This is a genomic window from Achromobacter deleyi (assembly GCF_013116765.2).
GTDB lineage: Bacteria > Pseudomonadota > Gammaproteobacteria > Burkholderiales > Burkholderiaceae_B > Achromobacter > Achromobacter deleyi_A.
On the sequence record NZ_CP074375.1, the window covers coordinates 1,118,131 to 1,144,276 of the forward strand.

Annotated in this window: 28 protein-coding genes; 10 read left to right on the plus strand and 18 right to left on the minus strand. The window is 67.3% G+C overall.

Annotated elements, in window-relative coordinates:
- Window positions 1–41: 41 nt before the first annotated feature.
- Complete coding sequence (locus HLG70_RS05110; protein ID WP_171663641.1) at window positions 42–452, minus strand: YciI family protein; 411 nt, start codon at window positions 450–452, stop codon at window positions 42–44.
- Between the two features lie 215 nt (window positions 453–667).
- Here HLG70_RS05110 and HLG70_RS05115 point away from each other — a divergent pair, with 215 nt between their 5' ends.
- On the plus strand, window positions 668–820 hold the full coding sequence (locus HLG70_RS05115; RefSeq protein ID WP_171663640.1) for a hypothetical protein: 153 nt from the start codon (window positions 668–670) through the stop codon (window positions 818–820).
- 54 nt (window positions 821–874) lie between these two features.
- On the opposite strand, the gene HLG70_RS05120 is transcribed toward HLG70_RS05115, so the two are convergent.
- The 6 genes from HLG70_RS05120 to HLG70_RS05145 all read right to left on the minus strand — a co-directional run bounded on the left by HLG70_RS05120 (window position 875) and on the right by HLG70_RS05145 (window position 4,595).
- Complete coding sequence (locus tag HLG70_RS05120) at window positions 875–1,228, minus strand: YciI family protein (RefSeq protein ID WP_171663639.1); 354 nt, start codon at window positions 1,226–1,228, stop codon at window positions 875–877.
- Between the two features lie 103 nt (window positions 1,229–1,331).
- Window positions 1,332–1,523: a helix-turn-helix transcriptional regulator gene (locus HLG70_RS05125; RefSeq protein ID WP_171663638.1), complete on the minus strand. Its 192-nt coding sequence runs from the start codon at window positions 1,521–1,523 to the stop codon at window positions 1,332–1,334.
- The gene (locus HLG70_RS05130; protein ID WP_171663637.1) at window positions 1,520–1,906 is read right to left on the minus strand and encodes a hypothetical protein; all 387 of its coding nucleotides are present in this window, start codon (window positions 1,904–1,906) and stop codon (window positions 1,520–1,522) included. Before HLG70_RS05130 ends, HLG70_RS05125 begins: the two co-directional genes overlap by 4 nt.
- Window positions 1,907–2,032: 126 nt before the next feature.
- Entirely contained in the window at window positions 2,033–2,983 is a 951-nt protein-coding gene (locus tag HLG70_RS05135) for an OmpA/MotB family protein (protein ID WP_171663636.1), read from the minus strand.
- Window positions 2,980–3,852 carry a motility protein A gene (locus tag HLG70_RS05140; protein WP_171663635.1) on the minus strand — a complete coding sequence of 291 codons (873 nt, stop codon included), beginning with the start codon at window positions 3,850–3,852 and terminating at the stop codon, window positions 2,980–2,982. The genes HLG70_RS05135 and HLG70_RS05140 overlap by 4 nt, the downstream gene beginning before the upstream one ends.
- A gap of 179 nt (window positions 3,853–4,031) precedes the next feature.
- Entirely contained in the window at window positions 4,032–4,595 is a 564-nt protein-coding gene (locus HLG70_RS05145; protein ID WP_234103401.1) for a GNAT family N-acetyltransferase, read from the minus strand.
- A 112-nt stretch (window positions 4,596–4,707) separates the two neighbouring features.
- Between HLG70_RS05145 and HLG70_RS05150 the strand changes: the two genes are divergently transcribed.
- Window positions 4,708–6,393: an NYN domain-containing protein gene (locus HLG70_RS05150; RefSeq protein WP_171663634.1), complete on the plus strand. Its 1,686-nt coding sequence runs from the start codon at window positions 4,708–4,710 to the stop codon at window positions 6,391–6,393.
- A gap of 37 nt (window positions 6,394–6,430) precedes the next feature.
- On the opposite strand, the gene HLG70_RS05155 is transcribed toward HLG70_RS05150, so the two are convergent.
- Window positions 6,431–7,252, minus strand: coding sequence for an AraC family transcriptional regulator (locus tag HLG70_RS05155; protein ID WP_234103402.1), 822 nt, complete (start codon window positions 7,250–7,252; stop codon window positions 6,431–6,433).
- A gap of 83 nt (window positions 7,253–7,335) precedes the next feature.
- Here HLG70_RS05155 and HLG70_RS05160 point away from each other — a divergent pair, with 83 nt between their 5' ends.
- The 3 genes from HLG70_RS05160 (at window position 7,336) to HLG70_RS05170 (ending at window position 8,529) form a co-directional block, all read left to right on the plus strand.
- Window positions 7,336–7,602, plus strand: a complete 267-nt coding sequence (locus HLG70_RS05160; RefSeq protein ID WP_171663633.1) for a hypothetical protein — start codon at window positions 7,336–7,338, stop codon at window positions 7,600–7,602.
- 113 nt (window positions 7,603–7,715) lie between these two features.
- Complete coding sequence (locus HLG70_RS05165) at window positions 7,716–8,222, plus strand: DUF523 domain-containing protein (protein WP_171663632.1); 507 nt, start codon at window positions 7,716–7,718, stop codon at window positions 8,220–8,222.
- Window positions 8,212–8,529 (plus strand): hypothetical protein, encoded by a 318-nt coding sequence (locus tag HLG70_RS05170; protein ID WP_171663631.1) that lies wholly within the window; start codon window positions 8,212–8,214, stop codon window positions 8,527–8,529. Before HLG70_RS05165 ends, HLG70_RS05170 begins: the two co-directional genes overlap by 11 nt.
- A 27-nt stretch (window positions 8,530–8,556) precedes the next feature.
- Here HLG70_RS05170 and HLG70_RS05175 read toward each other — a convergent pair whose 3' ends face one another.
- The gene (locus HLG70_RS05175; RefSeq protein WP_171663630.1) at window positions 8,557–9,534 is read right to left on the minus strand and encodes a Bug family tripartite tricarboxylate transporter substrate binding protein; all 978 of its coding nucleotides are present in this window, start codon (window positions 9,532–9,534) and stop codon (window positions 8,557–8,559) included.
- 122 nt (window positions 9,535–9,656) lie between these two features.
- Window positions 9,657–10,232, minus strand: a complete 576-nt coding sequence (locus HLG70_RS05180) for a hypothetical protein (protein WP_171663629.1) — start codon at window positions 10,230–10,232, stop codon at window positions 9,657–9,659.
- Window positions 10,233–10,472: 240 nt separating this feature from the next.
- Between HLG70_RS05180 and HLG70_RS05185 the strand changes: the two genes are divergently transcribed.
- Both HLG70_RS05185 and HLG70_RS05190 read left to right on the plus strand, forming a co-directional pair.
- Entirely contained in the window at window positions 10,473–11,084 is a 612-nt protein-coding gene (locus HLG70_RS05185) for a TetR/AcrR family transcriptional regulator (RefSeq protein WP_171663628.1), read from the plus strand.
- A gap of 209 nt (window positions 11,085–11,293) precedes the next feature.
- Window positions 11,294–12,217, plus strand: a complete 924-nt coding sequence (locus HLG70_RS05190) for a CAAX protease (RefSeq protein WP_171663627.1) — start codon at window positions 11,294–11,296, stop codon at window positions 12,215–12,217.
- Window positions 12,218–12,305: 88 nt separating this feature from the next.
- Here HLG70_RS05190 and HLG70_RS05195 read toward each other — a convergent pair whose 3' ends face one another.
- Entirely contained in the window at window positions 12,306–13,280 is a 975-nt protein-coding gene (locus HLG70_RS05195) for a tripartite tricarboxylate transporter substrate-binding protein (protein WP_171663626.1), read from the minus strand.
- 421 nt (window positions 13,281–13,701) lie between these two features.
- Here HLG70_RS05195 and HLG70_RS05200 point away from each other — a divergent pair, with 421 nt between their 5' ends.
- Window positions 13,702–16,020, plus strand: coding sequence for a mechanosensitive ion channel domain-containing protein (locus HLG70_RS05200; protein ID WP_419144807.1), 2,319 nt, complete (start codon window positions 13,702–13,704; stop codon window positions 16,018–16,020).
- An 18-nt stretch (window positions 16,021–16,038) separates the two neighbouring features.
- Here the strand turns inward: HLG70_RS05200 and HLG70_RS05205 are convergent, their stop codons facing one another.
- From HLG70_RS05205 to HLG70_RS05235, 7 genes are all read right to left on the minus strand, one after another.
- A complete protein-coding gene (locus HLG70_RS05205) occupies window positions 16,039–17,439 on the minus strand; it encodes a M20 family metallopeptidase (RefSeq protein ID WP_171663625.1) in 1,401 nt (466 codons plus the stop codon).
- Window positions 17,436–18,416: an ABC transporter ATP-binding protein gene (locus HLG70_RS05210; protein WP_171663624.1), complete on the minus strand. Its 981-nt coding sequence runs from the start codon at window positions 18,414–18,416 to the stop codon at window positions 17,436–17,438. The genes HLG70_RS05205 and HLG70_RS05210 overlap by 4 nt, the downstream gene beginning before the upstream one ends.
- Window positions 18,413–19,399, minus strand: a complete 987-nt coding sequence (locus tag HLG70_RS05215; RefSeq protein WP_171663623.1) for an ABC transporter ATP-binding protein — start codon at window positions 19,397–19,399, stop codon at window positions 18,413–18,415. The genes HLG70_RS05210 and HLG70_RS05215 overlap by 4 nt, the downstream gene beginning before the upstream one ends.
- A gap of 2 nt (window positions 19,400–19,401) precedes the next feature.
- Window positions 19,402–20,319, minus strand: coding sequence for an ABC transporter permease (locus tag HLG70_RS05220; protein WP_171663622.1), 918 nt, complete (start codon window positions 20,317–20,319; stop codon window positions 19,402–19,404).
- Window position 20,320: 1 nt separating this feature from the next.
- On the minus strand, window positions 20,321–21,238 hold the full coding sequence (locus tag HLG70_RS05225) for an ABC transporter permease (RefSeq protein WP_171663621.1): 918 nt from the start codon (window positions 21,236–21,238) through the stop codon (window positions 20,321–20,323).
- Window positions 21,239–21,301: 63 nt separating this feature from the next.
- A complete protein-coding gene (locus tag HLG70_RS05230) occupies window positions 21,302–22,873 on the minus strand; it encodes an ABC transporter substrate-binding protein (protein WP_171663620.1) in 1,572 nt (523 codons plus the stop codon).
- A 23-nt stretch (window positions 22,874–22,896) separates the two neighbouring features.
- Window positions 22,897–23,646 carry a GntR family transcriptional regulator gene (locus tag HLG70_RS05235; RefSeq protein ID WP_171663619.1) on the minus strand — a complete coding sequence of 250 codons (750 nt, stop codon included), beginning with the start codon at window positions 23,644–23,646 and terminating at the stop codon, window positions 22,897–22,899.
- Between the two features lie 199 nt (window positions 23,647–23,845).
- Here HLG70_RS05235 and HLG70_RS05240 point away from each other — a divergent pair, with 199 nt between their 5' ends.
- The gene (locus HLG70_RS05240; protein WP_171663618.1) at window positions 23,846–25,042 is read left to right on the plus strand and encodes a pyridoxal-phosphate-dependent aminotransferase family protein; all 1,197 of its coding nucleotides are present in this window, start codon (window positions 23,846–23,848) and stop codon (window positions 25,040–25,042) included.
- A gap of 24 nt (window positions 25,043–25,066) precedes the next feature.
- Window positions 25,067–26,122, plus strand: coding sequence for a serine hydrolase domain-containing protein (locus HLG70_RS05245; RefSeq protein ID WP_171663617.1), 1,056 nt, complete (start codon window positions 25,067–25,069; stop codon window positions 26,120–26,122).
- Window positions 26,123–26,146 lie beyond the last annotated feature (24 nt).

The following is a 26,146-nucleotide window of genomic DNA, read 5'->3' on the forward strand; positions in this document are numbered from 1 at the left end:
GCGTGTCTCTCTTGTGTTGCGGTCAGGGGAGGGGCCGGGCCTCAATGGCTGGCGGAGGGCATGGCGCGGAAGCGGTCGACTTCCTTGCTGGGCTCGAAATCTTCCAGTTCGAACACCTGGCGCACTTCGATGGCGCACGGCTGGCCGGGGAAGGGCGACGGAAAGCGCATGGCCCACTGCATGGCTTCGTCGCGCGAGCGCACCTGGATCATGGTGTAGCCGGCGATCAGTTCCTTGGTGTCGGCGAACGGGCCGTCGATCACCGTGCGCTCGCCGTTCTCGTAGTGAATGCGCCAGCCCTTGGACGTGGGCTGCAATCCATTGGCGTCCAGCAGCACGCCGGCCTTGACCAGGGCTTCGTGGTAGGTCGCCATCGAGGCAAGCAGGCTGTCGTCCGGCATCATGCCGGCTTCGCTGTCGGGCGTGGCCCGGACGATGATCATGAATCGCATCTGAGTCTCCTTGGGTCGGAATGCAAAGCCCGGAAGCGGGCTTGTACAGGTACGACGAACAGGCGGGCGGCAAATCGACATGGAATGGCCAGACCTGGGGTAAGCACCTAGAAAATGAGAGGCATGCGCATCGCTATCAGCTGGTTACCAAGGTCCAGCCCTGGTTGCAGGGGGCTCCCATACACTCGCAGCGTTCTTAACTTCAACGTCCCGATATGAGAATCCTGTGTAGCCTTGCCCTGATTGCTTCCTTGCTTTCCGGCTGCGCCGTCTATACGCCCAGCGGCTCGGTGGTCGTCGACCCGCACGATGGCGGCGGCCGTGGCGGCTTCTGTCCGCCCGGACAGGCCAAGAAGGGCAACTGCTGATTCAGCGGCTGGCCGGGCGCGCGCCCCGCCAGCCGCCTGCATTTCGGGGCGCGTCTACATGAAGCACGGTCCCAGTTCCCTGACCTCCACCGTGGCCCATTGGGCGGCGGGGCATTCGGCCGCCAGGGCCAGCGCTTCCTCGCGGCTGTCGCAGGTCAGCAGAAAGAACCCGCCGATCATTTCCTTGGCTTCGGCATAAGGGCCATCCATCAGCGAGCGTTCCCCGTCGCGGATTTGCAGGCGGACGCCTTCGGATTCGGACTTCAGGGATTCGGCGGCGGCCAGCAATCCGCGCGCCTTCAGGCCTTCGGCGTAGCCCAGCATTTGCGCATAGGCCTCGCGGCCTTCCTCGGGGGTGCGCTGCGCGCGTTGGCCTACGGGTTCGACGATCAGCAACATATAAGGCATTGGGACTCCCAGTGCGAGGCTTCGGGCGCCTAGGGCGGCGAGTCTGCCAGATTACCGCCGTTCGCCGCGCCCGCGCCATCCCGGATCGGAACGCCGCGGGCGTTCAGTCTTCCTGGAAAATCGATTCGATGCTGGTCTCGAATACGCGGGCGATGGCGAAGGCCAGCGGCAGGCTGGGGTCGTAGCGGCCGGTCTCGATGGCGTTGACCGTCTGGCGCGAGACCTCCAGCCGTTCGGCCAGCGCGGCCTGGCTCCAGCCGCGTTCGGCGCGCAGTTCGCGGATGCTGTTTTTCATCGGTGGCGCAGGTGGTCGACGATGGTCGTGCATGCCCAGACCGCACCCATCAGCGGCCAGACGACGAACATGCTGAGCTTGGGAAAGCCCGCGATCTCCAGGAAGCCGTAAGTGAAGGTGACGCCGGCCGTGACGGCGGCGGCGATGGCCAGGTGTTCAAGCGTGGTCTTGCGGATGAATTCGTCCGAATGCCGGATGGCGCGCACAACGGCGCGCAGGGCCAGCAGGAACGCCAGCATGGGGCTGAGTAAGACGACGGTGCGCAAGGCGCCGGGCGGCAGGTTCTGGCCCAGGCGCAGCGCGCCCACCAGCAGCACGGCATAGAGCGCCAGGGCGATGCCCAGCTCCTTGAAATAGCGGCGCTTGGCCAGGTCCTGGTTCATGCGGGTATCTCCGGTATGTAAAGCGTGCTTGACATTCTGGGGTGACGACCAAGAGGTGTCAAGTGTCCTTTACATGCCCGGGGAATATAAAACCGGCTTGCGCCGGTTTCATGGGATGCCGTTGATTCAGGATTTGGCGGGGCCGGCGGCCGGCGCTTGGGGGGCGGCCGTCGCCTGGGCGGGCTTCTGCGGCGGCGTGATGTCCATGATCAGTTCGACGCGGCGGTTGGCGGCGCGGCCCGCGGCCGTGTCGTTGGATTCGATGGGGCGCGTTTCCGCATAGCCCACCGCGCGCAGGCGTTGCGGCGCCACGCCGTCGCGCGCCAGTTCGCGCAGCACACTGGTGGCGCGGCTGCTCGACAGTTCCCAGTTGGAGGCGAATTGCTTGGTCAGGATGGGCACCGGGTCGCTGTGGCCTTCGACGGAAACCTGGTATTCGTTCTTGTTCAGAATGGCGGCCAGGCGTTTGATCACATCGAGGCCGGCGGGGCTGAGCGTGGCCTGACCCGACGGGAACAGCAGTTCGTTGCTGATGCGGAAGCTGACGGACTGTTCATTGACGATCACGTCCACCGACTTGCCCAGGTCTCCCAGGCCCAGCGATTCCTTGGAGGGCGCCGTGAGCGGCTTGGCGGCCTGTGCCACCACCACGCCGTCCGCGGCGGGTTCGGGCTCGGCCGCCGGGGCGGGCGCTGCCGGTTCCGCCCAGCTGGCGGGAATCGGAGTGGCCTCGAACTCGGAGTATTCGCCGTCGTACGCGGGCAGGCCGCTGGCGGCCAGCGTGCCGACCAGCTCCACCGGCTGCTCCGACTTTTCATAGCCCATGCCGTGCAGGCGCGATACCGCCAGCATGACGACCAGCATGGCCAGCAGCAGGGTGATCAGGTCCAGGTAGCTCAGCAGCCAGTTTTCGGAATCCTGCTCGACCGTTTCTTCGACGTGCCAGCGCGCATAGCGATCCTTGCGGTCGCTCTCGCTGGGGCGCCAGCCGCTGTTGGCGGCTACTTTCTGGGCGCGCAGCTGGGCCTGGCGGGCCTGTTCGATCCGCTGCGCCAGGGAGGGGGAAATCAGGCTCATTGACGCGCGGGGGCCGGACGGGCGATGGAGACAGGGGCGGCGGGGGCGGCAGGCTTGACCTGGCCTTCCGTCTTGGGCTTGGGCTGGGCGGCCACGCCGCCGTCGTAGATTTCGTCTTCGACGTGCATGACGAAGGAATTCAGGGTCTCGCGCACCATGGCGGGACCGCGCTTCTCGCACATCATCGAGATGCCTTGCAGGACCATGTTCATGGACTCGACGCGCCGCGCCGTGCGGCGTTCCAGCTTGAGCGCGATCGGCTTGCAGACCAGGTTGGCCAGCAGGATGCCGTAGAAGGTGGTCATCAGGCCGATGGCGAGCTGCTGGCCGATCATCTGCATGCTGCCGTCGCCCAGCACGGCCATCAGGTTGATCAGGCCGACCAGGGTGCCCAGCATGCCGAAGGCGGGCGCGAAGGTGGCCATGACGCGGAACATCTGGGCCTCGGCCTGTTCGCGGGCGCGCAGGCGCGCCACGCGCCATTGCAGCAGCTCGATGATCTGCTCTTCCGGCGTGTTGTCGATGATGAGCTGCACGCCTGTGCGCAGGAAGGGGTTCGAGACTTTCTTGAGTTCGTGCTCGACCTTGTGGACGTCGGCGTTCATCCAGAGCTGCGCCATCGACACGAGTTCTTCGATGTCGCGCTGCTGGTCGTGCTGGTCATTGCGAAAGACGGTGCGCACCAGCTTGAAGATGCGGACCACTTCAGGCAGCGGATACGCGATGAACAGCGCGGCGCAGGTGCCGCCCAGCACGATGGCCAGGCCAGGCAGGTTGAAGTACATGCTCGTGTCGGTGGCGGACAGCGCCACGACGATGACCAGGGTGAGCAGGCCGACAACGGCGCCGATGACGGTAGACGGATTCATGGATCTTGCCCGATAACAAAGGCATCCCACACGCGGAATGCCGGATTTTCGGGAATTCTAGCCAGGAGCGGCCGCGGTCAATCGGCCGGAAAGCGGGGCGAAAGGGGCGGTAAGCTCGGGCTTAACCTGACTGTCAGCCGGGCGGCGGGCGGCCGGAAATGGGGCCGGATAATGCGGGCTCAGCCCCCGCGCCGGGCGAGCCACTCGTCGCGGGTGATCTCCCAGATCTCGGTGGGATGGCGGCCGCTGACGTAGCCGCGTTCTTCCGTGCTGACCATGCGCATGCCGCTGCGCTCCGAGATTCTCCGCGACGCGGTATTGGCGATGGCCTTGGGGGCGCGCAGCACGGGCTTGCCCAGCACGTCGAACCAGTAGCCGGTGGCGGCTTCGCTGGCCTCGGTCATGTAGCCGCGGCCGTGGTGGGCGGGGTCCAGCCAGAAGCCGCGGTTGTTGCCGGATTCGTCGTCCATCAGGCTGACGATGCCGATCAGGCGGTCCGGCTCGGCCTGCGTGCGGATGGTCCAGTGCCACTGGGTGCCGCGGCGCATGGCGGGCAGCGCGACGTGTTCGACGTAGTTGCGGGCGCCGTCCGGCGGATAGGGCCAGGGCACCTGGTCGGCCAGAAAACGCACCACCTCCCATTGCGGAAAGACGCGCTGGATGGCGTCGGCATCCTGCAGGCTCAAGGGGCGCAGGACGAGGCGGGCGGTGGTCAGGACGGGAGGCAAGGGGGCGTCGGACACGGGGGCGGGGCACTGATGCCGGGGGCGTTTAACGGGATATGTATATCATGGGCGAATTCTGGCGGCGCATTGTCTGGCATTGCTCAAGGCGGCCGCAGCATTGGAGAAGAACATGAACAACCCCAACGAAAACGTCAGCATGGCGCTTTTCTGCGACTTCGAGAACGTGGCGCTGGGCGTACGCGACACCAAGTACCAGAAGTTCGACATCCGGCCCGTCCTGGAGCGCCTGCTGCTCAAGGGCAGCATCGTGGTCAAGAAGGCCTATTGCGACTGGGAGCGCTACAAGGAATTCAAGGCGCCCATGCACGAGGCCAATTTCGAGCTGATCGAGATCCCGCATGTGCGCCAGTCGGGCAAGAACTCGGCCGACATCCGCCTGGTCGTGGATGCGCTGGACTTCTGCTACACCAAGTCGCACGTGAATACCTTCGTGATCATCAGCGGCGATTCGGACTTCTCGCCCCTGGTGTCCAAGCTGCGCGAGAACAACAAGAAGGTAATCGGCGTGGGCGTCAAGCAGTCCACCTCGGACCTGCTGATCGCCAACTGCGACGAGTTCATTTTCTATGACGACCTGGCGCGTGAAGGCCAGCGCACCGCCGACGCCCGGCGCGACAACCGGGGTGGCGCCGCCACCGCCCAGCGCCGCACGCCTGACGAAGAGCGCCGCCGCAAGGAAGAGCTGGAGGCCCGCAAGACCCAGGCCGTCGAGATGGTGGTCGAGACCTTCGAGGCGCTGATGGCCGAGCGTGGCGACAGCGGCAAGATCTGGGCGTCCGCCCTGAAGGACGCCCTCAAGCGCCGCAAGCCGGATTTCAACGAGTCCTACTATGGCTTTCGCGCCTTCGGCAACCTGCTGGACGAGGCGCAGTCGCGCGGCTTCCTCGAAGTGGGCCGCGAGGAAAAGTCCGGCACCTACGTGTACCGCGACAGCACGGGCGTAGAGCCGGCCATCCACGGTGGCGGGACCCGATCCGCCGCCGCGCGCCAGCCGGCGGCCGATGCCGCCGATGCACAAGCCGGCGCCGCGCAGGAAGGTTCCGGCGGCAGGCCCGCCCGTAAATCGCGCGGGGGCCGCAAGACAGCGGGCGGGGGCAGAGGCGCCAGCCAGACCGCCGACGCCGGCGTGCGCGAAGAGGCCGCCCAGGCTCCCTCCGAAGCCTCCGCGCAGGCGGATGCTCCCTCGCAAGGCGATGCGTCGCGGCAAGCCGATACGCCGAGCCAGGCCGATGCTCCGAGGCAAGCCGATGCTCCGAGGCAGGCCGACGCTCCCAGGCAGGCCGATACGCCGAGGCAAGCCGACGCTCCCAGGCAGGCTGATACGCCGCCGCCCGCCGGTGCGCCCAAGCGGTCGCTTATCCCCATCCCGATGCCCAAGCCGTTTCCGACTCCCAGGCACACTGCCGTCGTGGCCGGACCGCCGCCGACCGTGAACGTTGCCGAGTGGACTTTCGTGGCCCCCTCCGAGGAAACGCGCCGGGAACGGCCTGCCAAGCCGTCCGATCCCTTCGCTGGCGGGACGCCCAGCCCGGCCGCCGAACCGGCGCCCGCTCCGTCCGCCCCGGCCAAGCGCGGCCGCGGCGCCAGCAAGACGGCAACGGCCAAGTCCGGCGACAGCGGCACGGGCAGGACCTCGCGCGCCGCGGCGGCAAAATCCGCGGCCGCGCCTGTGGAATCCGCCGCCAAGCCGGCTCCTGCTTCCACGCCGTCCGCCGAGGCCGAAGCGCCCGCCAAGCCCGCCCGCAAGACCGCCACCCGTACGCGCCGCCCCAAGAAGGCCGACACGGAGTCCTGATCGGCGGATTGGCTCCGGCGCCTGTGCGGGACTGCTTCTAGGGGAGCAGTCCCAGGCCCGCCGGGCTGCCGTAACGGCCAGGCGTCGCGCCCAGTTCGCGCTTGAACATGGCGATGAAGGCGCTGACGTTGTCGTAGCCCAGCTCCAGCGCCACCGTGGTCACGGCCGCGCCTCCTGCCAGCATTTCCTGCGCGCGCATCAGGCGGGCCTGCTTGCGCCATGCGCCCACGGGCAGGCCGGTTTCGGCCAGGAAGCGGCGGGCCAGCGTGCGCGGCGCCATGCCGATGCCGGCGGCCCATTCATCCAGCGTCCGCGTGTCCGACGGCTGGTCCGACAGGGCCAGCGCCAGTCGCTGCAGCCGCGGGTCGCGGGGCAGGACCAGCGCGGCGCCTGCGCGCGGCATGCTGCGGATCTCGTCCCGGATCAGTTCCACGATGCGGCCGCGGGCCGCGTCTGCCGTTGCGTCCCGCCAGCCCGCCGCGCGCTCGACGGCGGCCAGCAGCAAGGCCGAGGCCTGCAGCATGCAGGGCGTCTTCGGCAGGCCGGCGCAGGCGGCGGGGCTCAGGTACGCGCTGTAGCCGGCGTATGGGCCATGCGAGCGCAGCCCATGCGGATGGCCGGGCGGAATCCAGACGGCATGCCGGGACGGCACCACCCATTGCTGGTCTGCGGCGTAGACGGTCAGCAAGCCCTGGTACGCGCCCAGCAACTGGCCGCGCGCATGACGGTGCATGGCCGTATGGCGCAGCGCGCCGTCATGACGGGTCACGGCGATCAGCCGCGGGCCGGCCCGCGAGCGGGCGCGTTCTGGCGCCAGCAGGGGCTGGCCAGGGGCGGAAGAGGGCGGTGGCTGAAACACGGTATTGAATGACCCGAACAACGCAGATTTGCCGGCAGGACGCGCCTATCGTAACGCTTGTGTCCACCAACCAGGAGCAGAGCATGCGAGCACGGGACGTCTTGCCGGACGGCATGGATCAGGGAAACTTCAACGGCGTGGCAGTGCGCAAGGGGACGGTGGGGGCGTTCCTCGCCAACGCGCGGGTCTGCTGCGACCCTCGGGCGTCGGCGGACGCGGTGGCCGCCGCGCGCAGGGATATCCGGGAAGCCTTGCCTGCCTTGCGGGCGCTGGGCCTGTTCGAGGTCTTGCAGGTGCGCGACCCGGCGCTGCGCGCCTGGATACAGGCGCAGGGGCCTGGCGCGGCCTGAAGCGCCGCCCCTGTCGGGGAGCCATCCGGCCGGGTGTTCTATGATTCCACGCTTTGGATGCGGGTCTTGCGGCGCGCGTTGCCCGCCCCGCCTTCTTGCCGGACATCCCTCCCATGCAATACGTTTTGGTCAGCTCCTGTCTGTTGGGCAACCCCGTGCGCTACGACGGGCGCGGCGTGCCCAATGGCGATGCCGTGCTCGTTCGCTGGCTGGACGAGGGCCGGGTGGTGGCCGTCTGTCCGGAGGTGGCGGGGGGCATGCCGATACCGCGGCCGCCGGCCGAGATCCAGCCCGGCACGGATGCGGCCGCGGTGCTGGCCGGCCAGGCGCGCGTGGTGGCGGTGACGGGCGAGGATGTCACGGCGCCGTTCGTGCACGGCGCCCGCCAGGCGCTGGCGGCGGCGCAGGCACGCGCCATCCGCGTGGCCGTGCTGAAGGAGGGCAGCCCCTCTTGCGGCAGTGGCTATGTGTACGACGGCCATTTCGCCGGACGCCGCCAGCCCGGCGTGGGCGTGACCGCGGAATTGCTGCGCCGCGCGGGGCTGCAGGTCTTCAGCGAAAAGCAATGGGCCGAGGCCGGCGCTTGCCTGGCGACGCTGGAGGCCACCCATGGGCGCTGATCTGGGCGATTGGCTGGTGCTGCTGGGCGTGGCGGGATGCGGAGTGCTGATCTGGAAAGCCGCGGCCCGCGCCGGACGCGGCCGGGTCCTGGCGCGCTTGTCGGCGGCGGCCAGCCTGGCCTTGTCGGCGTTTTTCTTCTACGCCTGGTATGCGCAGTACCTGAAGTGGGATTTCAATGAACTGGGCCGCTACTACGACCCCGTCGACCAGGTGGTCTACACGGAGTCGGGATTTGTCTGGGTGTTGCCGGCAGGCGTGCTGCTGATCGTCGGCCTGCTGTACGCCTGGCGCGGCTGGCGGCGCTGAGCCGCCCGCCGCGCCAGCGCGTGGCGCTTATTCGCTGCGGATATTCGCCTGTTTCACGATCTTGCCGTTGTCGGCGTATTCCTTCTGCACCTGGGCGGTGAACTGTTCAACCGTGCCGGGAGACAGGATGTTCAGGGCGTCGGTCAGCGGCTTGCCGATGTCGGGCGTGGCGGCCACCTTGTTGATGACGGCGTTCATCCGCACGCGGAAGGCGGGGCTGGTGCTGGCCGGTGCGAAGAAGCCGAAGGTGGACGTCATGTTGGCCATGGGGTAGCCCAGTTCGGCCAGCGTGGGCGCGTCGGGCCGGCCAGGCAGGCGCGCCGGGGAACCCACCGCCAGCAGCTTGAGCTTGCCCTCGTCGATCAGCGTGTTGACCGGTCCCGAAGCGTTGACCAGCATCAGCGTGAACTGGCCGCCCAGGGCGTCGGGCACCATTTGCGCCATGCCCTTGTAGGGCACGTGCGTGATGCGCACATCGGCCTGGCCGTTGATCTGCTCCAGCATCAGATGCCCGAGCGACCCCACGCCGGCGGTCGCCAGCGACAGCCCGTTGGGATCCGCCTTGGCCTGGTCCAGCATGTCCTTGAAGGTCTTGCCCGTGAACTTCGGCCCGCCCACCAGATACACCGGCGAATACATGACGGACGCCACCGGCGCCAGGTCCTTCAGGGGGTCGTACAGGGTCTTCATCACATGGGGTGACAGCGTGACCGGGCTGACGGCGGTGAAGGCCAGGGTGTTCTCGTCGTGGGCCCGGGCCACGGTGTTCATGCCTATCATGCCGCCCGCGCCGCCACGGTTTTCAACCACGACGGGGCGGCCCAGTTCCACCGCCAGCTTCTGCGCGAACGCGCGCGCCGTGTTGTCAACGATTCCACCTGCGCCATAGGGCACGACGATGGTCATGGCTTGCGCCTTGGCGTCGGCCTGGGCATGGACCGCGGCAGAAAATGCGCATGCGGCGCTGACGGCGCACAGCCCGGCGATCCGCTTGAACTTGAACATGGTTTTCCCTTGAAGCCGGGCATCAGGGCCGGCGTTATCGTGGCGGGCCAATGCGGCGCGCCGGCATGCAGTGTGTGCAGGCCGGCGCGTGGAGGCAATCGGGAATACCCGCGATTGCGGGGTCAGTTGGCGTGGTAGCCGCGGCTGGTCATGCAGGAATCCAGCGAGCGGTTGTAGGTGTCCACCATGATCTGGGTGGTCCATTGGGAGATGGTGGCGGGGTCGTAGCCGCTCTGGTTCATGGCCCAACGCTGGCAATCCGTGGTGGCGCTGGCCTGGGCGGCATTGACGGGGGGCGCGGGTTCGTACTGCACAGGCGCGTATTGCGGTGCAGGCGCCGCGTAGGCCACGGGCGGCGCTTCGTAGACCGGGACCGCCTGATATACCGGCGCGCCGTACACCGGCGCGGTGTAGAGGGGCGGGCTGGTGTAGCCCACGCCCGACGAATACACCCCGGTCTGCACATAGGATGGACCGGAATTCGCCGCCAGCAACAGGCCCACCGTGGCCAGCGCAAAGGCACCGCCTATCCACCAGCCGTCGGAACTCCCTCCGCCGCCGCCATGATAATGATGGTATCCGCCGCCATGGCCGCCGTGTCCGCCGCCCCACCCGCCACGCCCGCCAGCCATCGCCGGCGCGCCGGCAACCGCCAGCGCCAGCGCCGCAATGGCCACCCGGACTGTAAACCGCTTCATGATCTTGCTCCTTGGCCGCCCGGGGCCGGCACATTGCATTGACCCCGGGGCGACAACATTACTTTACTGCTCCGTCGCCGCAATAAGTTGTCTCAACCGCTACGGGGATTTCAACTGATTTCAGGGCGGCGTAGGTTTTCAAGGGACCTCGGGCTGCAGCACCGGAGCGGCGTGCCCAACCGTAGCAAATTGGCCCTGGAAACAGTGGCGAAAACCGTGGATCGGTAGTATTTTCTCGCGATGATTACGGCACTAACTTCATCATCGCAAGACAAGCGTCTCACCAAGGGTGAACGCACACGGTTACAGCTTTTGGAGGTCGCAGCCGCGGAGTTCGCGGAACGCGGATTTCAGCACACCCGGATCAGCGACATCGTCGCCCGGGCCGGCGTGACCCAGCCTGTTTTCTATCAGTACTTCTCCAGCAAGCAGGCGGCCTACGACGAACTGGTGGGCATGTTCGCCCAACGCTTGCGCCAGGCCATCAGCCAGGCGCGCCTGCCCGCCGACCTGAAGGAATCCGAACTGGCGGACCGCATCCGCCTGGGCGTCGAGGGGCTGCTTGCCATCCTGCAGGAAGATCCCAATCTCACGCGCATCGGCTTCTTCCAGGTTGACGCCGCCGAAGCCCTGAAGGACGAGCTGGTGGCGATGATCGCCGACAACGTCCGCGCCGAGCAGCAGGCGGGCTTCTTCAGGCCAGAGACCTCCGCGGAATGGTTCGCGCAATCGCTCATGGGCATCATCGAGCGGTTCACGCGCCAGGCCCCGGACGCCGCGCGGCAACAGGCCCTGGCGGAATTCATCACCCGGCTGCTGCTCGACGGCATACGACAACGACAAGCCCCCTGACAGGGGCTTTTTTTTGGTTCATCGAGTCATTCAGGTCCGAGCCTGAAAATAAAAGCCCCGGCTCCAGGCCGGGGTGGGTATCAGGTCTTACATGATGGGTCGTAGGCTTGCGCCCATTGGAAGCCATCACCAACCTTGTAGCGATTCTATGTCCCCGGAACCGCCACCGTCAACGCCGTGGCAGTACCGGCCGTCCGAGATTCAGCTACATGCCAAGAACATTGCAGTACCGGCCCGTCCTTATTGATGCGCTTATCAGCAACGAGCGCATCAACAGCTACCGGAGCGTCTTCCATCCCCGAAACGATGTGGAGCTGATGGGCGTCTACTTGTGGAATGCCCGCGTTTGTGGAGCACTGTACCCCTTGCTTGGCGCGGTGGAGATCACGCTGCGCAACGCCATTGATCAGGCACTGATCGCTGACCTGGGACGATTCTGGTGGGCGGGAGCCAAGCTGCGCTACCGCTCCTTTGCACCGGATGTGGATGTTCCGTACACGGTAAAGGCCGTGCGCGACAATTTCGCCAAGGCCACCCGCAGCCATGCCGCAGAGCAGCGGCGCCGGCATGCGGCGCGCGGTAATGTGACGCTCCATCATCATGGGGTGATCGCCAGGACGGAGTTCTCGACCTGGGAGTTCTTGCTGGATGCCGAATTCATGGGCCGTGGACTGATCTGGCCCAGGCATCTCTCGTCAGTGTTCAGGGGCACGTGGCCGTCGCATCAGGCGGGTGTGGTACTGGCCCATGTTCGGGATCTGGTCGCTACGCTGCGAGACTTCCGCAATCGGCTGTTTCATCATGAGCCGGCCTGGAAACGGTATGGCGTGCGGACCGAGGCGGACGCTCTGCTGCATTTGCAGGAAAAGATCGGCAAGATGGAAAGTCTGCTGGCCTTGATTCATCCGGAGAACCTGCGGCTGTGGCAGGCCAATGGGCTGCTGCGGGACGCACACCGGGCCTGCATGGCCGGGGAGATTCGGCGTCTCCAACATCTGGCGGAGGTGCACAAGGTCAACTCGCTGGGCAAGCTGGCAAAGCTGATTGATCGATCCGCGCACGACAACAGCGCTTTGGAAGCCTCTGTGTATAAGCGGCGAAGGCGGCGCTTCCTGATCTTGCCGCTGCAGTAAGTTCCGTCCTTCGCGTATTTCTGCCTGTCCTCAGTGAAAGAAGCCACTGACGGCAGGCAGAAGTCCGATCTTTGGTCGCTGGCTATTTTTACTCCACACGCGCGCCGGACGCCGCGACCACCTTGCCGGCGGCTTCCCAGTCTGCCTTCAGCAGATCCTGGAATTGCGCGGCCGACCTGGCTTCGGCTTCGACGCCCAGCGAGGCCAGGCGCGCCTGCACCTTGGGGTCGGCCAGCACCTTGTTGACGGCGGCGTTGATCTGGTCGCGGTCGGCGGGGGCGATGCCGGCCGGCGCCAGCAGGCCCAGCCAGGAGTCGAAGGCGTAGCCCGGCAGGCCGCTTTCGGCGACGGTGGGCAGGTCGGGGGCAAAGCGCGAGCGGGTCTTGCCCGTGTAGGCCAGGAACGTCACGCGCGGATCGTTGCGGTAGGCCGTCACGCCGATGGTGGCGGCGGTCACGGCCTGGACGCGGCCCGCCAGCAGTTCGGTCACGGCGTCGCCGGTGGACTTCATGGGGATGTGCTGCATCTGCGCGCCCGCGGCGGTCAGGAACGAGGCCATGCCCAGGTGGGACGCGCTGCCGTTGCCGGCCGAGGCGTAGTCGTACGCGCCGGGCCTGGCCTTGACCGCCTGGATGAATTCGGCGGTGTTCTTCGCGTTCAGCGAGGCGGACGCCAGGATGATGTAGCCGGTGTTGCCGATGTAGGCGACGCCGGTGAAATCCTTGTAGGGGTCGTAGTTCAGGTTCTTGTACAGGTACCCGGCGATGTGGTGGCTGGCCGCGGCCAGCACCAGCGTATTGCCGTCCGGCTGGGAGCGGGCGACCTGGGCCGTGCCCACCGTGCCGCCGGCGCCGGCGCGGTTCTCGATCACGATGGAGGCATTGAGGGCCTTGCCCAGTTCATCGCCGATGGCGCGGGCGATCGTGTCCTGGACCGCGCCGGTGCCATAGGGCACGACGATGCGGATGACGCGCTGTTCGGCCTGGGCGGCGCCCATGCCGGCGACGGCCAGTGCGAGGGCAAGCAGGGTATTGCGGCGTGCAGCTTGGAATCGGAAAGACATGGAGCGGACTCGTGGTTGTGGCGCGCGGGCGGAATGCGCCGTGCGCTTGCTTGGCGGCGTTGGACTCTAATCGCTCGCGGTGCGCCGGCCAACGATTTGTTCGAGCCATGTTTATTTCTTCCGGCGATATAGCACCGGGGGCGGATCGGGAATCCTCCCCCGGGGTTGGCGCGCCGGATTCCATGGGGCTTTATCATGTGTTCAGCAGCGGCGTTGCGTCCGTGATCGCGCACCGCCTTTTTTCCTGGATCACAAAGGAGATTCATTAGTGGTTCGATCAGCAACGACAGCATCCATTTCCGTCCTGCTCCGCAATCATCCCGCCGGTCCCTGGCGGCGCAGGCGGGAGAGACCCTGGCTGGCTGTCCTGCTGCTGGCGGCGATGCTGAGTTGCCTGTCGTTCGTCTGGCAAGCCCCGGCCATGGCCGCGTTCCCGCTGAAACCGCAGGAGCCGGCGGCTGCATCCCCCGCGCTGAGCCCGGCCGCGCTGGCCGACCTGCTGGACAATCCCGAAGTCCGCAAGGCCCTGGTGGACGCGTTGCGCGCCCAGGAGGCCGGGGCCAAGCCTGCCCCGTCGCGTGCGGCGGCCCAGGCGGCCGAGCCCGGCCTGCAGGAACGCATGGCCGATGGCGTGCAGCGTTTCCTGACCGGCGTGGCCGCCGACATGGGGCAGGGCGTGGACGATATGCGCGCGCTGGCCTCGGGAGGCAGCCTGCGGATGGACAGCGGGACCGCTGGCAAGGCCTTGCTGCCCCTGGCGCTGGCCGCCGTGGCCACCATCATTGCCTTCATCCTGCTGCGCATGATCGCCATGCGCATCTACACGCGTATCGACCACTGGGTGGCGGAGCAGAGCTGCGAACCCGCGGCGCCGCCCAAGCGCGGTGTGCCCGCGCCCATGCGCGTGCTGTATCGGCGCGCGGGGGCCATCTTGGGGGCGCTGGCCATCGATGCGGGCGTCGTGCTGCTTGCCGCCATGGCGGGCGGCGCGGCGGCCCTGTGGAGCACGCCCGGGCGCGGCACGCTGGACTCGCTGGCCGCGGTGTTCCTGCAGGCCTTCCTGGCGGTGGAGATCGTCAAGGTGCTGATCCGCACGGTATTCGCCGTGCGCCATCCCCACCTGCGCCTCCTGCCCATGTCCGACGAGCTGGCCAGGTACTGGAACGCATGGCTGCTGCGCGTGGCCGCGGCGGCTGGCTACGGCACGCTGCTGATCGGTCCCGTGATATCGGCGTCCTTGTCGCCCGCGCTGGGCCGGCTGGCCAGCATGGTCATCATGCTGGCTGTGTATGTATATGCCGTGCGCGTCATCTGGCAGAACCGCCAGTCGGTGCGCGAACGCCTGGACCGCCGCGCGGCCGGCGCGGCTACTTTCGTGGGCTCGCGGCTGCGCTTCCTGTCGCGCGTGTGGCACGTGCTGGGCATCGGCTACTTCACCATTCTGCTGGTGGTCAGCCAGGTTGACCCGATAAACGCCTTGCCCTTCATGGCCCTCGCCACGGCCCAGACCCTGCTGGTCATCGGGGTGGGCAGCCTGCTGATCCTGCTGCTGAACGCCATGCTGACCAAGCCCGTCCGCTTGTCGGAAGACCTGCGGCGGCGCTTGCCGTTGCTGGAGGCGCGAGTCAACGCCTATGTGCCGGCCACCCTGAAACTGGTCGGCTGGATCATCCGGGTTGTCATGATCCTGCTGATCCTCGACGCGTGGCGCGCCTTCGACATGTCGCGCTGGCTGGCCTCGGATGCCGGCGGCGCCGCCATCAGGATGGTGCTGAACATCGTCATCGTGCTGCTCATCGCGACGCTGGCCTGGACCGTGATCGCCAGCATCATCGAGCACCGCCTCAGCCAGAGCGAAGAGCGGGGCATGCCCACCGCGCGCGAGCGCACCTTGCTGGCGCTGTTCCGCAATGCCGCGCTGATCGTCATCGTGACGATGACGGCGATGGTGCTGCTGTCGCAGATCGGCATCGACGTGGGGCCGCTGATCGCCGGCGCCGGCGTGGTGGGCCTGGCCATCGGCTTCGGGGCGCAGAAGCTGGTGCAGGACATCATCACCGGGGTCTTCATCCAGCTTGAGAACGGCATGAACGAGAACGACGTGGTGCAGGTCGCGGGCGTGTTCGGCACGGTGGAGAAAATGACGATACGTTCGGTGGGTATCCGCACGCTGGACGGAGGCTATCACCTGGTGCCGTTCTCGTCGGTGGACGTGGTCGCAAACCACATGCGCGACTTCTCGTACCACCTGGGCGAATACACCATCGCGCACCGCGAAAGCGTGGACGATGCCATCGAGCATCTGCGCGCCGCCTTCGCCGAACTCATGACCGATACGGTGCTGGGGCCCGAGATCCTGGAAGAAATGACGGTGGCCGGGGTCACGGCGGTCAACGACAAGGGCGTGACCATCCGGATCCTCATCAAGACCACGCCGGGCATGCAATGGGCGGTGCAGCGCGGCTACAACCGGCTGTTGAAGAAGCACTTCGACGCCGCCGGCATCGAGCTGCCGTATCCGCACACGGTCGTGTACTTCGGGCAGGACAAGCGCGGCTACGCGCCGCCGGCCAATGTGGCCTTGCAGACCGAACGTCCCGACGAGGGCGAGGGTGCCCGCGCCGCGGGACACACGCGCCGCCGCCTGAAACCGGAAGCCGGCGCAGAGGACCCCGCCGAGGTATTGGGCAACGAACTCGAGGCGCGCGAGGAGGCCGACCCGGATACGCCGCGTACGTAGCGGTTCGCGCCTGCCCGGTCAGCCGGGACTTCCGGTCGCCGGCGTGTCGCCCGCGCCCAGGTCCCAGTACAGCCCCGTCATCAGGCACAGCCCCTGGCGCATCAGTTCCGGGGGCAGGTGCTCGTTGGGCGCATGCTGCGAGCAGCCCGGATAGGAATGCGGCACCCAGATCGTGCGCAGGCCCAGCACGTCGGTGAAGATGTCGTTGGGCAGGGAGCCGCCCAGGTTGGGCAGCAGCGCGGTCTTCTCGCCGGAGGTGCGCTCCAGCGAGGCCACGGTCCATCGCACCCAGGCGTCGTCAGGATCGATGCGGGTGGCGCGGAACATGGACTCGCGAGTAAGCGCGATCTTGACCATGGGAAAGCCCTGGCGGTCCAGGTGCCGGCGCAAGGCCGGAATGAGGTCGTCGGGGTCCACTCCCACCACGAAACGCAGCTGGCAGCGCGCCCAGGCCCGCGGCGGGATGGCGTTGACGGGCGTGTCCGGGTTGCCGGTCTTGTAGGCCAGCACTTCGAACGAACACCAGCCGAACACGCGCTCGGCGGGAGACAGGCCCGGCTCGCCCCAGTCCGGCTCGATGTCGGGGCCGTCCGCACCGCCGTCCACCTCGCAGTCCGCCAGGGCGCGCCGCACGGCGTCCGGCAATTCGGCGGGCACCCATTCCGGGATGCGGATCTGACCGGTGGGCGATACCAGGGTGGAAATGGCATGGGCCAGCTGGATGCCGGGGTTGGAGATCAGGCCGCCCCAGTTGCCGGAATGATGGCCGCCGGCGCGCGCCTCGATGCTCAGGTCGAAGTTCAGGCTGCCGCGCGCGCCCAGGAACACGGTGGGACGGCTGGCGCTCAGCCGGGGGCCGTCCGAGGCGATCAGCAGGTCGGCCGACAGCAGCTCGCGGTGTTCCGCGCACAGCTCGCGCAGTCCCATGGAGCCGGTTTCCTCGCCCATTTCGATCAGGTACTTGGCGTTGAAGCCCAGCCTGCCGCGCGTTTCCAGCACCAGCCGCAGCGCTTCCATGTTGATGGTGTGCTGGCCCTTGTTGTCCGCGATGCCGCGGCCATACCAGCGGCCTTCGGACTCGGTCAGCGCCCAGGGCGACAAGCCTTCCTTCCATTCCCGCTCCAGCCCGCGGATGACGTCGCCATGGCCATAGCCCAGGACGGTGGGCAGCGAGGCGTCCTCGATCCGTTCGGCGTACAGGAAGGGCGCCAGCGCCTTGGGATGCGTCAGCGTGCGGCAGGTGAAGCCCAAGGCTTCGAAGGCGGGCCGGATCTCGGCTTCCAGGTAGGCGGCCAGTTCGGCGGCGCGCTCGGGGTTCTGGCTTTCCGTGGGCAGCGCCAGGCGGCGCGCCAGCAGGGCGCGGAAGGCGCCTGAATCAAAACACTGTTCCGCTTGGGCGATGGCAAGTGCGCGGGTCATGGCTGTCGGGCTCCATTGGAAGTAGAGGGGGCGGGCGGGTAGAGGTGGCAGGCCACCACGGCTTGTTCACGCAGGGCCAGCGCGGGCCGTTCGGTCTTGCATTGCGCCATGGCGTGCTGGCAGCGCGGATGGAACGGGCAGCCGGGCGGCGGGTGCAGGGGATCGGGAAACGACAGCCCCAGCCCCATGTCGGGGATGCCCAGGCCGGGTTCCGGCGTCAGCACCGACGCCAGCAGCGCCTGCGTATAGGGATGGCGCGGGTCGTGGAACAGCCGGGCGGTAGGCGCCGATTCGACCACCCGGCCCAGGTACATCACCGACACATGGGTGGCGATGTGCTCCACCACCGCCAGGTTGTGGCTGATGAAGACATAGGTCAGGTTGAACTCGCGGCGCAGATCCATCAGCAGGTTCATGATCTGGGCCTGAACCGAGACGTCCAGCGCGGAGGTAGGCTCGTCGCAGATGACGATCTCGGGATTCATCACCAGCGCCCGCGCGATCGCCACGCGCTGCCGCTGGCCGCCGGACAGCTGGCCCGGCGTATTGTGGGCCAGCCGCGGCGGCAGGCCCACGCGCTCCAGCATTTCGATGGCCTTGTGCAGCTTGGGGTTGGCGATGCCGTGCACCTCCAGCGGCAGCGACACGATGGACGCGATGGAGCGGCGCGGGTTCAGCGACGAATACGGGTCCTGGAAAATCGGCTGCACCCGCCGCGCCAGCGCGCGCCGGTCCATCTGGCGGATGTCCTGCCCGTCCAGCCGGATGGCGCCTTCGGTGGGCGGGGTCAGGCCCAGCAGCATGCGCGCCAGGGTGGACTTGCCGCAGCCCGATTCGCCCACGATGCCCAGCACCGCGCCGCGATCCACCGACAGGTCCACGCCGTTGACGGCGTGCAGCGTGGTGCGCGGACGGAACATGCCCGAGCGGATGGAGAATTGCCGGCTGACGGCGTCGGCTTGCAGGAGCGCGCTCATGCCGGGACTCCCGCGCCGCGGATGCAGCGCCATCGCTGGCCGGGCGGCTGGCCATGGACGGGCACGGCCTGCCGGCATTCCGGCTGCACGTAGGCGCAGCGGTCGCTGAAGGCGCAGCCGCGCAGGTCGCCCACCAGGGAAGGGACCACGCCGGGTATGGTGCCGAGATGCTCGCCGGGCGCGGTGCGCCCCGGCACGGGGATACAGCCCAGCAGTCCCTGCGTATAGGGGTGGCGCGGCGTGGCGAAGATATCGGCCACGGGGCCTTCCTCGACGATCTGGCCCGCGTACATCACGGCCACCTGCCGCGCGATGCGGGCGACTACGCCCAGGTCATGCGTGATCAGCACCATGGCGATGCCCAGCTCGGCCTGCAGGTCGGCCAGCAGTCGCAGGATCTGCGCCTGGATCGTGACGTCCAGCGCGGTGCTGGGCTCGTCGGCGATCAGCAGCTCGGGGCCGCACATGAGCGCCATGGCGATCATCACCCGTTGGCGCAGGCCGCCCGACAACTGGTGCGGGTATTGCGTCAGCCGCTGGCCGGCCGAGGCAATGCCGACTTTCTCCAGCAGTTCCACCGCGCGGTCGCGCGCCTGCTGCCTGCTGGCGTTGCGGTGGTGGATGTAGTGCTCCGTCAGTTGTTCGCCGATGGCGTAGGCGGGGTTCAGCGCCGTCATCGGTTCCTGGAAGATCATCGCCATCTTGCTGCCGCGCAGGGCGTTGATGCGCCGTCCGCGGGCCTTGGAGAGGTCTTCGCCCAGCACCGCCAGCCGGCGGGTGCTGCGCTGGGCCGCCTTGGGCAGGAGGCCCATGATGGCCAGCGAGGTCATGGACTTGCCGCAGCCCGATTCCCCCACCAGGCACAGCGTTTCGCCGCGCCTGACCTGGAATGACACGTCGCGCACGGCGTGCAGGGCGCCGCGCGGCGTGGCGATGTCGACTGTCAGTCCCTGTACGTCCAGGACGATATCCGTGGCGTTCATGCTCAGGCCCTCTCTTCAGGCGTCAGGAGTTGATGCAGTCCGTCGCCGGCCAGGTTGATCGCGAAGATCAGCAGCGCCAGCGCCGATCCCGGAATGGCGATCAGCCAGAACGAGAAGAACATGTAGGCCTTGGCCTCCGAGATCATCAGGCCCCACGACGGCAGCGGCGGCTGCACGCCCAGGCCCAGGAAGGACAGCGAGGCTTCCAGCAGGATGGCGCTGGCGGCTTCCAGGGTGGCGATGACGATAAGCTGCGGCACCACGTTGGGCAGGACCTCGCCCCAGACGATGCGCCAGGTGGAGGCCCCCGCGGCCTGGGCCGCGGCCACGTATTCCAGCGAGCGCACCTGTTGGGTGGCGCTGCGCATCACCACGGCGTAGCGGTCCCACTTGAGCAGGCCCAGCACCAGGATCACGACCCACAGCGAACCGCCCACGATGGCCACGGTGGCCAGCGCCACCAGGATGACGGGCATGGACAGGCGGGTGGTGATCAGGAACGACACGGCCATGTCGACCTTGCCGCCGAAGTAACCGGCGGCCATGCCCATGGCGGTGCCGATCAGGCCGGAGATCAGCGCCACGCTGATGCCGATCAGCAGCGAGATCCTCGCGCCGTAGAACAGGCGCGACAGGTAGTCGCGTCCCAGCTGGTCGGTGCCCAGCGGATGCAGCCAGGTGCCTTTCGCGTACCAGACGGGAGGCGCGGTGCGGTAGGCCAGGTCCTGGAAATACGGGTCGTGCGGCGAGATCCAGGGCGCGAACAGCGCGATCAGCACGATCACCAGCAGGATGCCGCCGCCCGCCAGCAGCGCCTTGTTGCGCCGCAGGCGGCGCCAGCGCAGCGTGGCGGGGGAGAGTTCGAGCGGCGCCGGGGCGGGCGCGCCGGGAATGGACGGGGTGAGCGTAGGCGTGGTCATGTCAGGACACCCGGATGCGCGGGTCGAGCCACGCGTTGGCGATATCGGCGGCGAGCGTCAGCAGCACGTACAGCACCGACAGCAGCAGCACGATGAGCTGCATCACCGGATAGTCCTTGTACGTGATGCTCTGGTAGGCCAGGTAGCCCAGCCCGTCCAGCGCGAAAATGGTTTCGATCACGACCGAGCCGCCCAGCAGGTAGCCCAGCTGCACCGCGGCCAGCGCCACCACCGGCACGATGGCGTTGCGCAGCGCGTGCTTGAAGATGATCGTGCGCGCCGGCAGGCCCTTGGCCCGCGCGGTGCGGATGTAGTCGGCGCCCAGCACCTCGATCATGCCGGCGCGGATCAGCCGCATGAAGGCCGGCGCCACGTAGTAGCCCAGCGCGATGGCGGGCATGACGAAGTGCTGCCAGGTGCCGCTGCCGGACACCGGCAGGATGCGCAGCGAGATCGAGAACAGCATGATCAGGATCAGCGCGAAGAAGAAGTTCGGCAGGGCCTGGCCCAGCACCGCGACGGCCAGGCAGAGGCGGTCGATGAAGCTGCCCTTGTAGATCGCGGCCAGCACGCCCAGCGGAATGGAAATGGCCAGCGCGAAGGCCAGCGCGCCCATGCCCAGCTGCAGGGTGGTCGCGAGCTTGGACAGGATCAGCGGTCCGGCCTCGGTCTTGAAGTACACGGAGGTGCCGAAATCGCCCTGCAGGATGTGCCAGAGCCAGTCGGCATACTGCACGGCCAGCGGCCGGTCCAGCCCGTAGGTCTTGCGGATCATGTCGATGTCGGCCTGCCGCGCGCCTTCGCCGGCCAGGGCCAGCGCCGGATCGCCGGACAGGTGCAGTAGCAGGAATGCCAGGACCGAAACGGTCAGCGCCACCAGCGCCGCCAGGCCCAGGCGCCTGATCGTGAAATAAAGCATAGGACTTCCTCTATGTTCAGCAACGCGGGGCCGGCGCGATGCCGGCCCCGCGCGAACCACGCCTTACTTCCAGCTCATGTCCCAGAAGCGCACCAGCTCGTCCGAGTAGGGCTTGAAGTTCACGTCCTTGGTGGCGACGTAATAGGCGGGCAGCGTCCACAGGGGCACCGCATAGGCCTTCTGCGCGATCAGGTCCAGCGCCTGCTTGTAGGCCGCGTTGCGCGGGCCGCTTTCGATGGTGTGGTCGCCCTTGCCGAGCAGGTCGCGCACCTGCGGATCGCGGGTGACGTCGTCGTTGCCGAAGGCAAAATACACGGGCGTGGAAGCCGATACGTCGTTGACCAGGTTGGAGGCCCAGGTCTGGTGGGTGAGCGCCGCCTTGTTGCCGCGGATCATGTCGCGCATGGCGGCGTATTGCAGGAAGTTCAGCTTGGCGCGGATGCCCACCGCCTGCAGGTAGTTGATGATGGCTTCGGTCTGGTTGCGTTCGCGATAGGCCACGATGTCGATGTCGAAGCCGTTGGGGTAGCCGGCTTCGGCCAGCAGTTTCTTGGACAGCGCCGGGTCGTATTTGTAGGTGGGCGCGCCTTCCTGCGTGCAACCGGCTTGCGACGGCGTGCAGATGGTGTTGATGAGCCCGCCGCCTTCGCCCACGATGTTCTTCAGCATGGCGTCGCGGTCGATCGCGTGGATGATGGCCTTGCGCACCCGCTCATCCTTGAGCTGCGGCGCCGGCGTGCCTTCCTGGATGTTCATCTGCATGAAGACGATGCGCATGGTGTTGCCTGCGATCATCTGCAGCTGCGGCATCGTGCCGAGCTGTTCGGCCTGGTCCTTCGGCACGCTCATGATCAGGTCCTCGCCGCCCGAGATGACCTCGGCCATCTGCGTCTGGCGGTCGGGGATGAAGCGGATCACCACCTTGCCGATCTTGGGCTGCGCCTTGGGCGAGTCCTTGAAGTAGTCGGCGTTGCGCTCCAGCGTGATCGACTTGCCGGGCTGGTAGTCCACCACCTTGTACGGGCCCGAGCCCACCGGCTTGGCATTCATGCCCTTGGGGCCGACTTCCTGGTAATACTTGGCGGGGTGGATCGCGGCCGTGGTGGACAGGTATTCCTTGGCGCCGGGGAAAGGTTCTTTGGTCGTCAGGCGCACCTTGTACTTGTCGATCTTCTCGACCTTGTCGATCCAGGCCACGTTCTGCTGCGTGACGGCCTTGTTCTTCGGGTCCGCCACGTAGTTCAGCGTGTAGACCACCGAGTCCGCGTCGAACGCTTCGCCGTTATGGAATTTCACGCCTTCGCGCAGCTCGAATTCCATGGTCTTGTCGTCGATCTGCTTCCAGCTCTTGGCGAGCTGCCCCTTGTACTCGTTGGTGACCGGGTCGCGGTAGAGCAGGGTGTCCCACACGTTGGCGGCGATGATGACGCCGATGCGGACGTTGTTGAAGTAGGGGTCCACGCTTTCCGGCGCCTGGTCATAGGCCATGCGCAGGGTGTCGTCCTTCTTGCCGGCAAGCGCCGGCTGGACGGCCAGGGTGGCGCAAGCCAGCAGGGCGGCGGCCAGGGCCTTGAGCGGAGTGGTGCAGCGGGAGGACAACGCGGGTGAGACGGGTGTGAAGCGACAATCAGCCATGGTGAAGGCTCCTCTGGAAGACACTACATGTGTTGCGTATCTATCGTCTCGCTCCGGCTTTTTAGCGCCGCTTCGCATTTGCGCTGCAGGTGCTGCCGCATGATGGCTGCGAGCCGGTCCGCGTCGCGCGCGTCCAGGGCCTCGGCCATTTCTATGTGTTCGCGCATCGCCAGATCCCACTTCTGGCGGTTCTCGTTGGAGACAAAGCGCAGGTTCTGGATGCGCGCGTTCTGCGCGTCGTAAAGCTGCTTGAGCAGGCTGTTATGCGCGGCCAGGCTGATCCGTTCGTGGATCTCGCGGTTCGTGCGGTAGTAGGTGGGCAGGTCATGGCGGGCATGGCTGGCCATCATTTCGTAGGTCAGCGCGCGGATCTCGGCGATTTCCACATCGGACGCGCGCTCGCAGGCCAGCCGGCAGGACATGGCCTCCAGGCCGCCGATGACCTCGAAGGCCTCGCGGATGTTTGCTTCCGACAACGCCACCACTTGCGCGCCGCGATTGGGCTCGATCTGCACCAGCCCTTCGGCGGCCAGCACGCGGAAGGCCTCGCGCAGCGGGGTGCGGGACACGCCCAACAGGTCGCAGAGCGTGCGTTCGTTCAGGCGCGAACCGGGCGGGAATTCCCCCTGGATGATGCGTTCGCGCAGCTGCCCGGCGACCGTGCCCGCCAGCGTGCGGCCGTTGCCGGCGGCGCGTGCCACCGGCAGCGGCGCGGGATCGGCCGCGGCGTCGGCCGCGGCGAGATCCGGCATCAGGCTAGGATCGCTGCTCATTGGTATACAAAAATTCCCCGTGTTTTGCGAGACTATAAACCTGTCTTTCGGGCTTGAATGATGGGTGTATACCCTAGGTTATCGACGTAAAAACAATGGGATAGAGTGACGCATGCCGCAAGTCCGCATGCCCGGCATACGCTATCCATCTGCCGCGCATTCCTCGTTGGTATACAAAAATGTCACTGTGGGGCTACGCATGCTTTCCCTGAACACACACCTGTCCGGCCGGCATTTCCTGCAGATTCCCGGACCTACCAACGTGCCCGACCGGGTGCTGCGCGCCATCGACCTGCCCACCATCGATCACCGTGGCCCGGAGTTCGGGGCGCTGGGGCTGGCGGTGCTGGCGGGCGTCAGGCAGGTGTTCCAGACCGAGGCGCCGGTGGTGATCTTTCCGGCCTCGGGCACCGGCGCCTGGGAAGCGGCGCTGGTCAACACGCTGTCGCCGGGCGACCGCGTGCTGATGGTGGAAACCGGACATTTCGCCAGCCTCTGGCGCAAGCTGGCGGGGCGCCTGGGCCTGGAAGTGGATTTCCTGGAAGGCGACTGGCGCCGCCCGGTGGACGCCGCCGGGATCGGCGCGCGCCTGGCCGAAGACGCGCAGCACCGCATCAAGGCGGTGTGCGTGGTCCATAACGAGACCTCCACCGGCGTCACCAGCGACATCGCCGCCGTGCGCGCTGCGATCGACCGCGCCGCGCATCCCGCGCTGCTGATGGTGGACACGATTTCCTCGCTGGGCTCCATCGACTACCGCCATGACGAATGGGGCGTGGACGTAACGGTGGCGGGCTCGCAAAAAGGCCTGATGCTGCCGCCGGGCCTGTCGTTCAACGCGCTCAGCGAGCGCGCCCTGGCCGCCTCCGAGACGGCGCGCCTGCCGCGGTCGTACTGGGACTGGCGCGAGATGCTGGGCCCCAACGCCAAGGGCTATTTCCCCTATACGCCGTCGACCAATCTTCTGTATGGCCTGCATGAAGCGCTGGCCATGCTGCAGGCCGAAGGCCTGCCGCGGGTGTTCGCGCGCCACGAACGCCATGCGCGCGCCACGCGCCTTGCCGTGGCCGCCTGGGGGCTGGAATTGCTGAGCCTGGATCCCGCCGCCCACAGCCCGGCGCTGACCGCCGTGCTGATGCCCGCAGGGCACGGCGCCGACGCGCTGCGCAAGATCATTCTGGACCGTTTCGACATGTCGCTGGGGCAGGGCCTGGGCAAGCTGACCGACCGGGTCTTTCGCATCGGTCACCTGGGACACTTCAACGATCTGACGCTATGCGGCACGCTGGCCGGCGTGGAGATGGGGCTGGCCGCGGCCGGCGTTCCGCATCGACCGGGCGGGCTGCAGTCCGCCATGGAATTCCTGGCCCGCGCGCCCGAAGGCGCCGCGGCCTGACACTGGACAACGACGAGGGAACCAATGAATACGCTCATGCAGCAGGCGATCCAGTTCGCCAACGACCACGAATCCGCCTGGGACCGCAGCGTCAAGGGCAACTTTGGCGTGCATCTGAACGATCCGCCGCCCTGGAACCGCCTGCTGGGGCCGATCCATGACCGCGGCCCGGTGTCGGGCGTGGTGGTGGTCGACGGCAAGACGGTGGCTTCCTGGGGCGAGCCCGACCGGGCCGACCTGACTTTCAGCGTCGCCAAGCTGTACCTGGCCATCCTGGCCGGCGTGGCGCATGACCGCGGCCTGCTGCCCGACGTGGACGAGCCCGTGGGCAAGCGCGTGCCGGGCATCGGCTTTGACGACGGCCAGAACGCCGGCATCACCTGGCGCCACCTGTTGCAGCAGACCAGCGAATGGGAAGGCGAGCGCTTCGGGGTGTCGGACCAGGCCGACCGCTACCGCGCGGTGACCTTCGGCGTGCCGCCCGACGGCAAGAAGGGCGATGCGCGTCCCCTGCAGCGTCCCGGCACGTACTGGGAATACAACGACGTGCGCATCAACCAGCTGTCCTATGCGCTGCTGCACCTGTTCCGCAAGCCGCTGCCCGAGGTGTTCCGCGAAGCCGTCACGCGCCCCATCGGCGCAAGCGAAAACTGGCAATGGGTGGGCTATGACGACGCCTGGGTCGAGATCGACGGCCAGCGCATGCCGTCCGTGCCGGGCGGCTCGCACTGGGGCGGGGGCATGTCCATCAGCGCCAGGGATCAGGCACTGATCGGCCAGATGCTGCTGAACGACGGCCAGGCCAACGGCCGCCAGGTCCTCTCGCGCGAGTGGATACAAGCCATGCGCACGCCGTGCGCGATCGCGCCGTACTACGGCTACCTGATCTGGCTGAACCACGAAGGCCGCGTGTTTCCCAGCGTGCCGGCGTCCAGTTTCTTCGGTGTCGGGGCCGGCAGCTCGTTCACCTGGGTCGAACCGGAACGCAAGATGGTGGTGATCGTGCGCTGGCTTAATTCCGCGCACGCGGACGAGCTGTTCGGAAAGATCCTGGCGGCGGTGGACGCAAGCGGCGCCTGACGCTCGCGGGACCGTGTCTGGCGC

Coding starts and splice junctions, on each gene's coding strand:
- HLG70_RS05110 (WP_171663641.1), bottom strand. CDS start 452: ATGCGATTCATGATCATCGTCCGGGCCACGCCCGACAGCGAAGCCGGC.
- HLG70_RS05115 (WP_171663640.1), top strand. CDS start 668: ATGAGAATCCTGTGTAGCCTTGCCCTGATTGCTTCCTTGCTTTCCGGC.
- HLG70_RS05120 (WP_171663639.1), bottom strand. CDS start 1,228: ATGCCTTATATGTTGCTGATCGTCGAACCCGTAGGCCAACGCGCGCAG.
- HLG70_RS05125 (WP_171663638.1), bottom strand. CDS start 1,523: ATGAAAAACAGCATCCGCGAACTGCGCGCCGAACGCGGCTGGAGCCAG.
- HLG70_RS05130 (WP_171663637.1), bottom strand. CDS start 1,906: ATGAACCAGGACCTGGCCAAGCGCCGCTATTTCAAGGAGCTGGGCATC.
- HLG70_RS05135 (WP_171663636.1), bottom strand. CDS start 2,983: ATGAGCCTGATTTCCCCCTCCCTGGCGCAGCGGATCGAACAGGCCCGC.
- HLG70_RS05140 (WP_171663635.1), bottom strand. CDS start 3,852: ATGAATCCGTCTACCGTCATCGGCGCCGTTGTCGGCCTGCTCACCCTG.
- HLG70_RS05150 (WP_171663634.1), top strand. CDS start 4,708: ATGAACAACCCCAACGAAAACGTCAGCATGGCGCTTTTCTGCGACTTC.
- HLG70_RS05160 (WP_171663633.1), top strand. CDS start 7,336: ATGCGAGCACGGGACGTCTTGCCGGACGGCATGGATCAGGGAAACTTC.
- HLG70_RS05165 (WP_171663632.1), top strand. CDS start 7,716: ATGCAATACGTTTTGGTCAGCTCCTGTCTGTTGGGCAACCCCGTGCGC.
- HLG70_RS05170 (WP_171663631.1), top strand. CDS start 8,212: ATGGGCGCTGATCTGGGCGATTGGCTGGTGCTGCTGGGCGTGGCGGGA.
- HLG70_RS05175 (WP_171663630.1), bottom strand. CDS start 9,534: ATGTTCAAGTTCAAGCGGATCGCCGGGCTGTGCGCCGTCAGCGCCGCA.
- HLG70_RS05180 (WP_171663629.1), bottom strand. CDS start 10,232: ATGAAGCGGTTTACAGTCCGGGTGGCCATTGCGGCGCTGGCGCTGGCG.
- HLG70_RS05185 (WP_171663628.1), top strand. CDS start 10,473: ATGATTACGGCACTAACTTCATCATCGCAAGACAAGCGTCTCACCAAG.
- HLG70_RS05190 (WP_171663627.1), top strand. CDS start 11,294: ATGCCAAGAACATTGCAGTACCGGCCCGTCCTTATTGATGCGCTTATC.
- HLG70_RS05195 (WP_171663626.1), bottom strand. CDS start 13,280: ATGTCTTTCCGATTCCAAGCTGCACGCCGCAATACCCTGCTTGCCCTC.
- HLG70_RS05200 (WP_419144807.1), top strand. CDS start 13,702: ATGGCCGCGTTCCCGCTGAAACCGCAGGAGCCGGCGGCTGCATCCCCC.
- HLG70_RS05205 (WP_171663625.1), bottom strand. CDS start 17,439: ATGACCCGCGCACTTGCCATCGCCCAAGCGGAACAGTGTTTTGATTCA.
- HLG70_RS05210 (WP_171663624.1), bottom strand. CDS start 18,416: ATGAGCGCGCTCCTGCAAGCCGACGCCGTCAGCCGGCAATTCTCCATC.
- HLG70_RS05215 (WP_171663623.1), bottom strand. CDS start 19,399: ATGAACGCCACGGATATCGTCCTGGACGTACAGGGACTGACAGTCGAC.
- HLG70_RS05220 (WP_171663622.1), bottom strand. CDS start 20,319: ATGACCACGCCTACGCTCACCCCGTCCATTCCCGGCGCGCCCGCCCCG.
- HLG70_RS05225 (WP_171663621.1), bottom strand. CDS start 21,238: ATGCTTTATTTCACGATCAGGCGCCTGGGCCTGGCGGCGCTGGTGGCG.
- HLG70_RS05230 (WP_171663620.1), bottom strand. CDS start 22,873: ATGGCTGATTGTCGCTTCACACCCGTCTCACCCGCGTTGTCCTCCCGC.
- HLG70_RS05235 (WP_171663619.1), bottom strand. CDS start 23,646: ATGAGCAGCGATCCTAGCCTGATGCCGGATCTCGCCGCGGCCGACGCC.
- HLG70_RS05240 (WP_171663618.1), top strand. CDS start 23,846: ATGCTTTCCCTGAACACACACCTGTCCGGCCGGCATTTCCTGCAGATT.
- HLG70_RS05245 (WP_171663617.1), top strand. CDS start 25,067: ATGAATACGCTCATGCAGCAGGCGATCCAGTTCGCCAACGACCACGAA.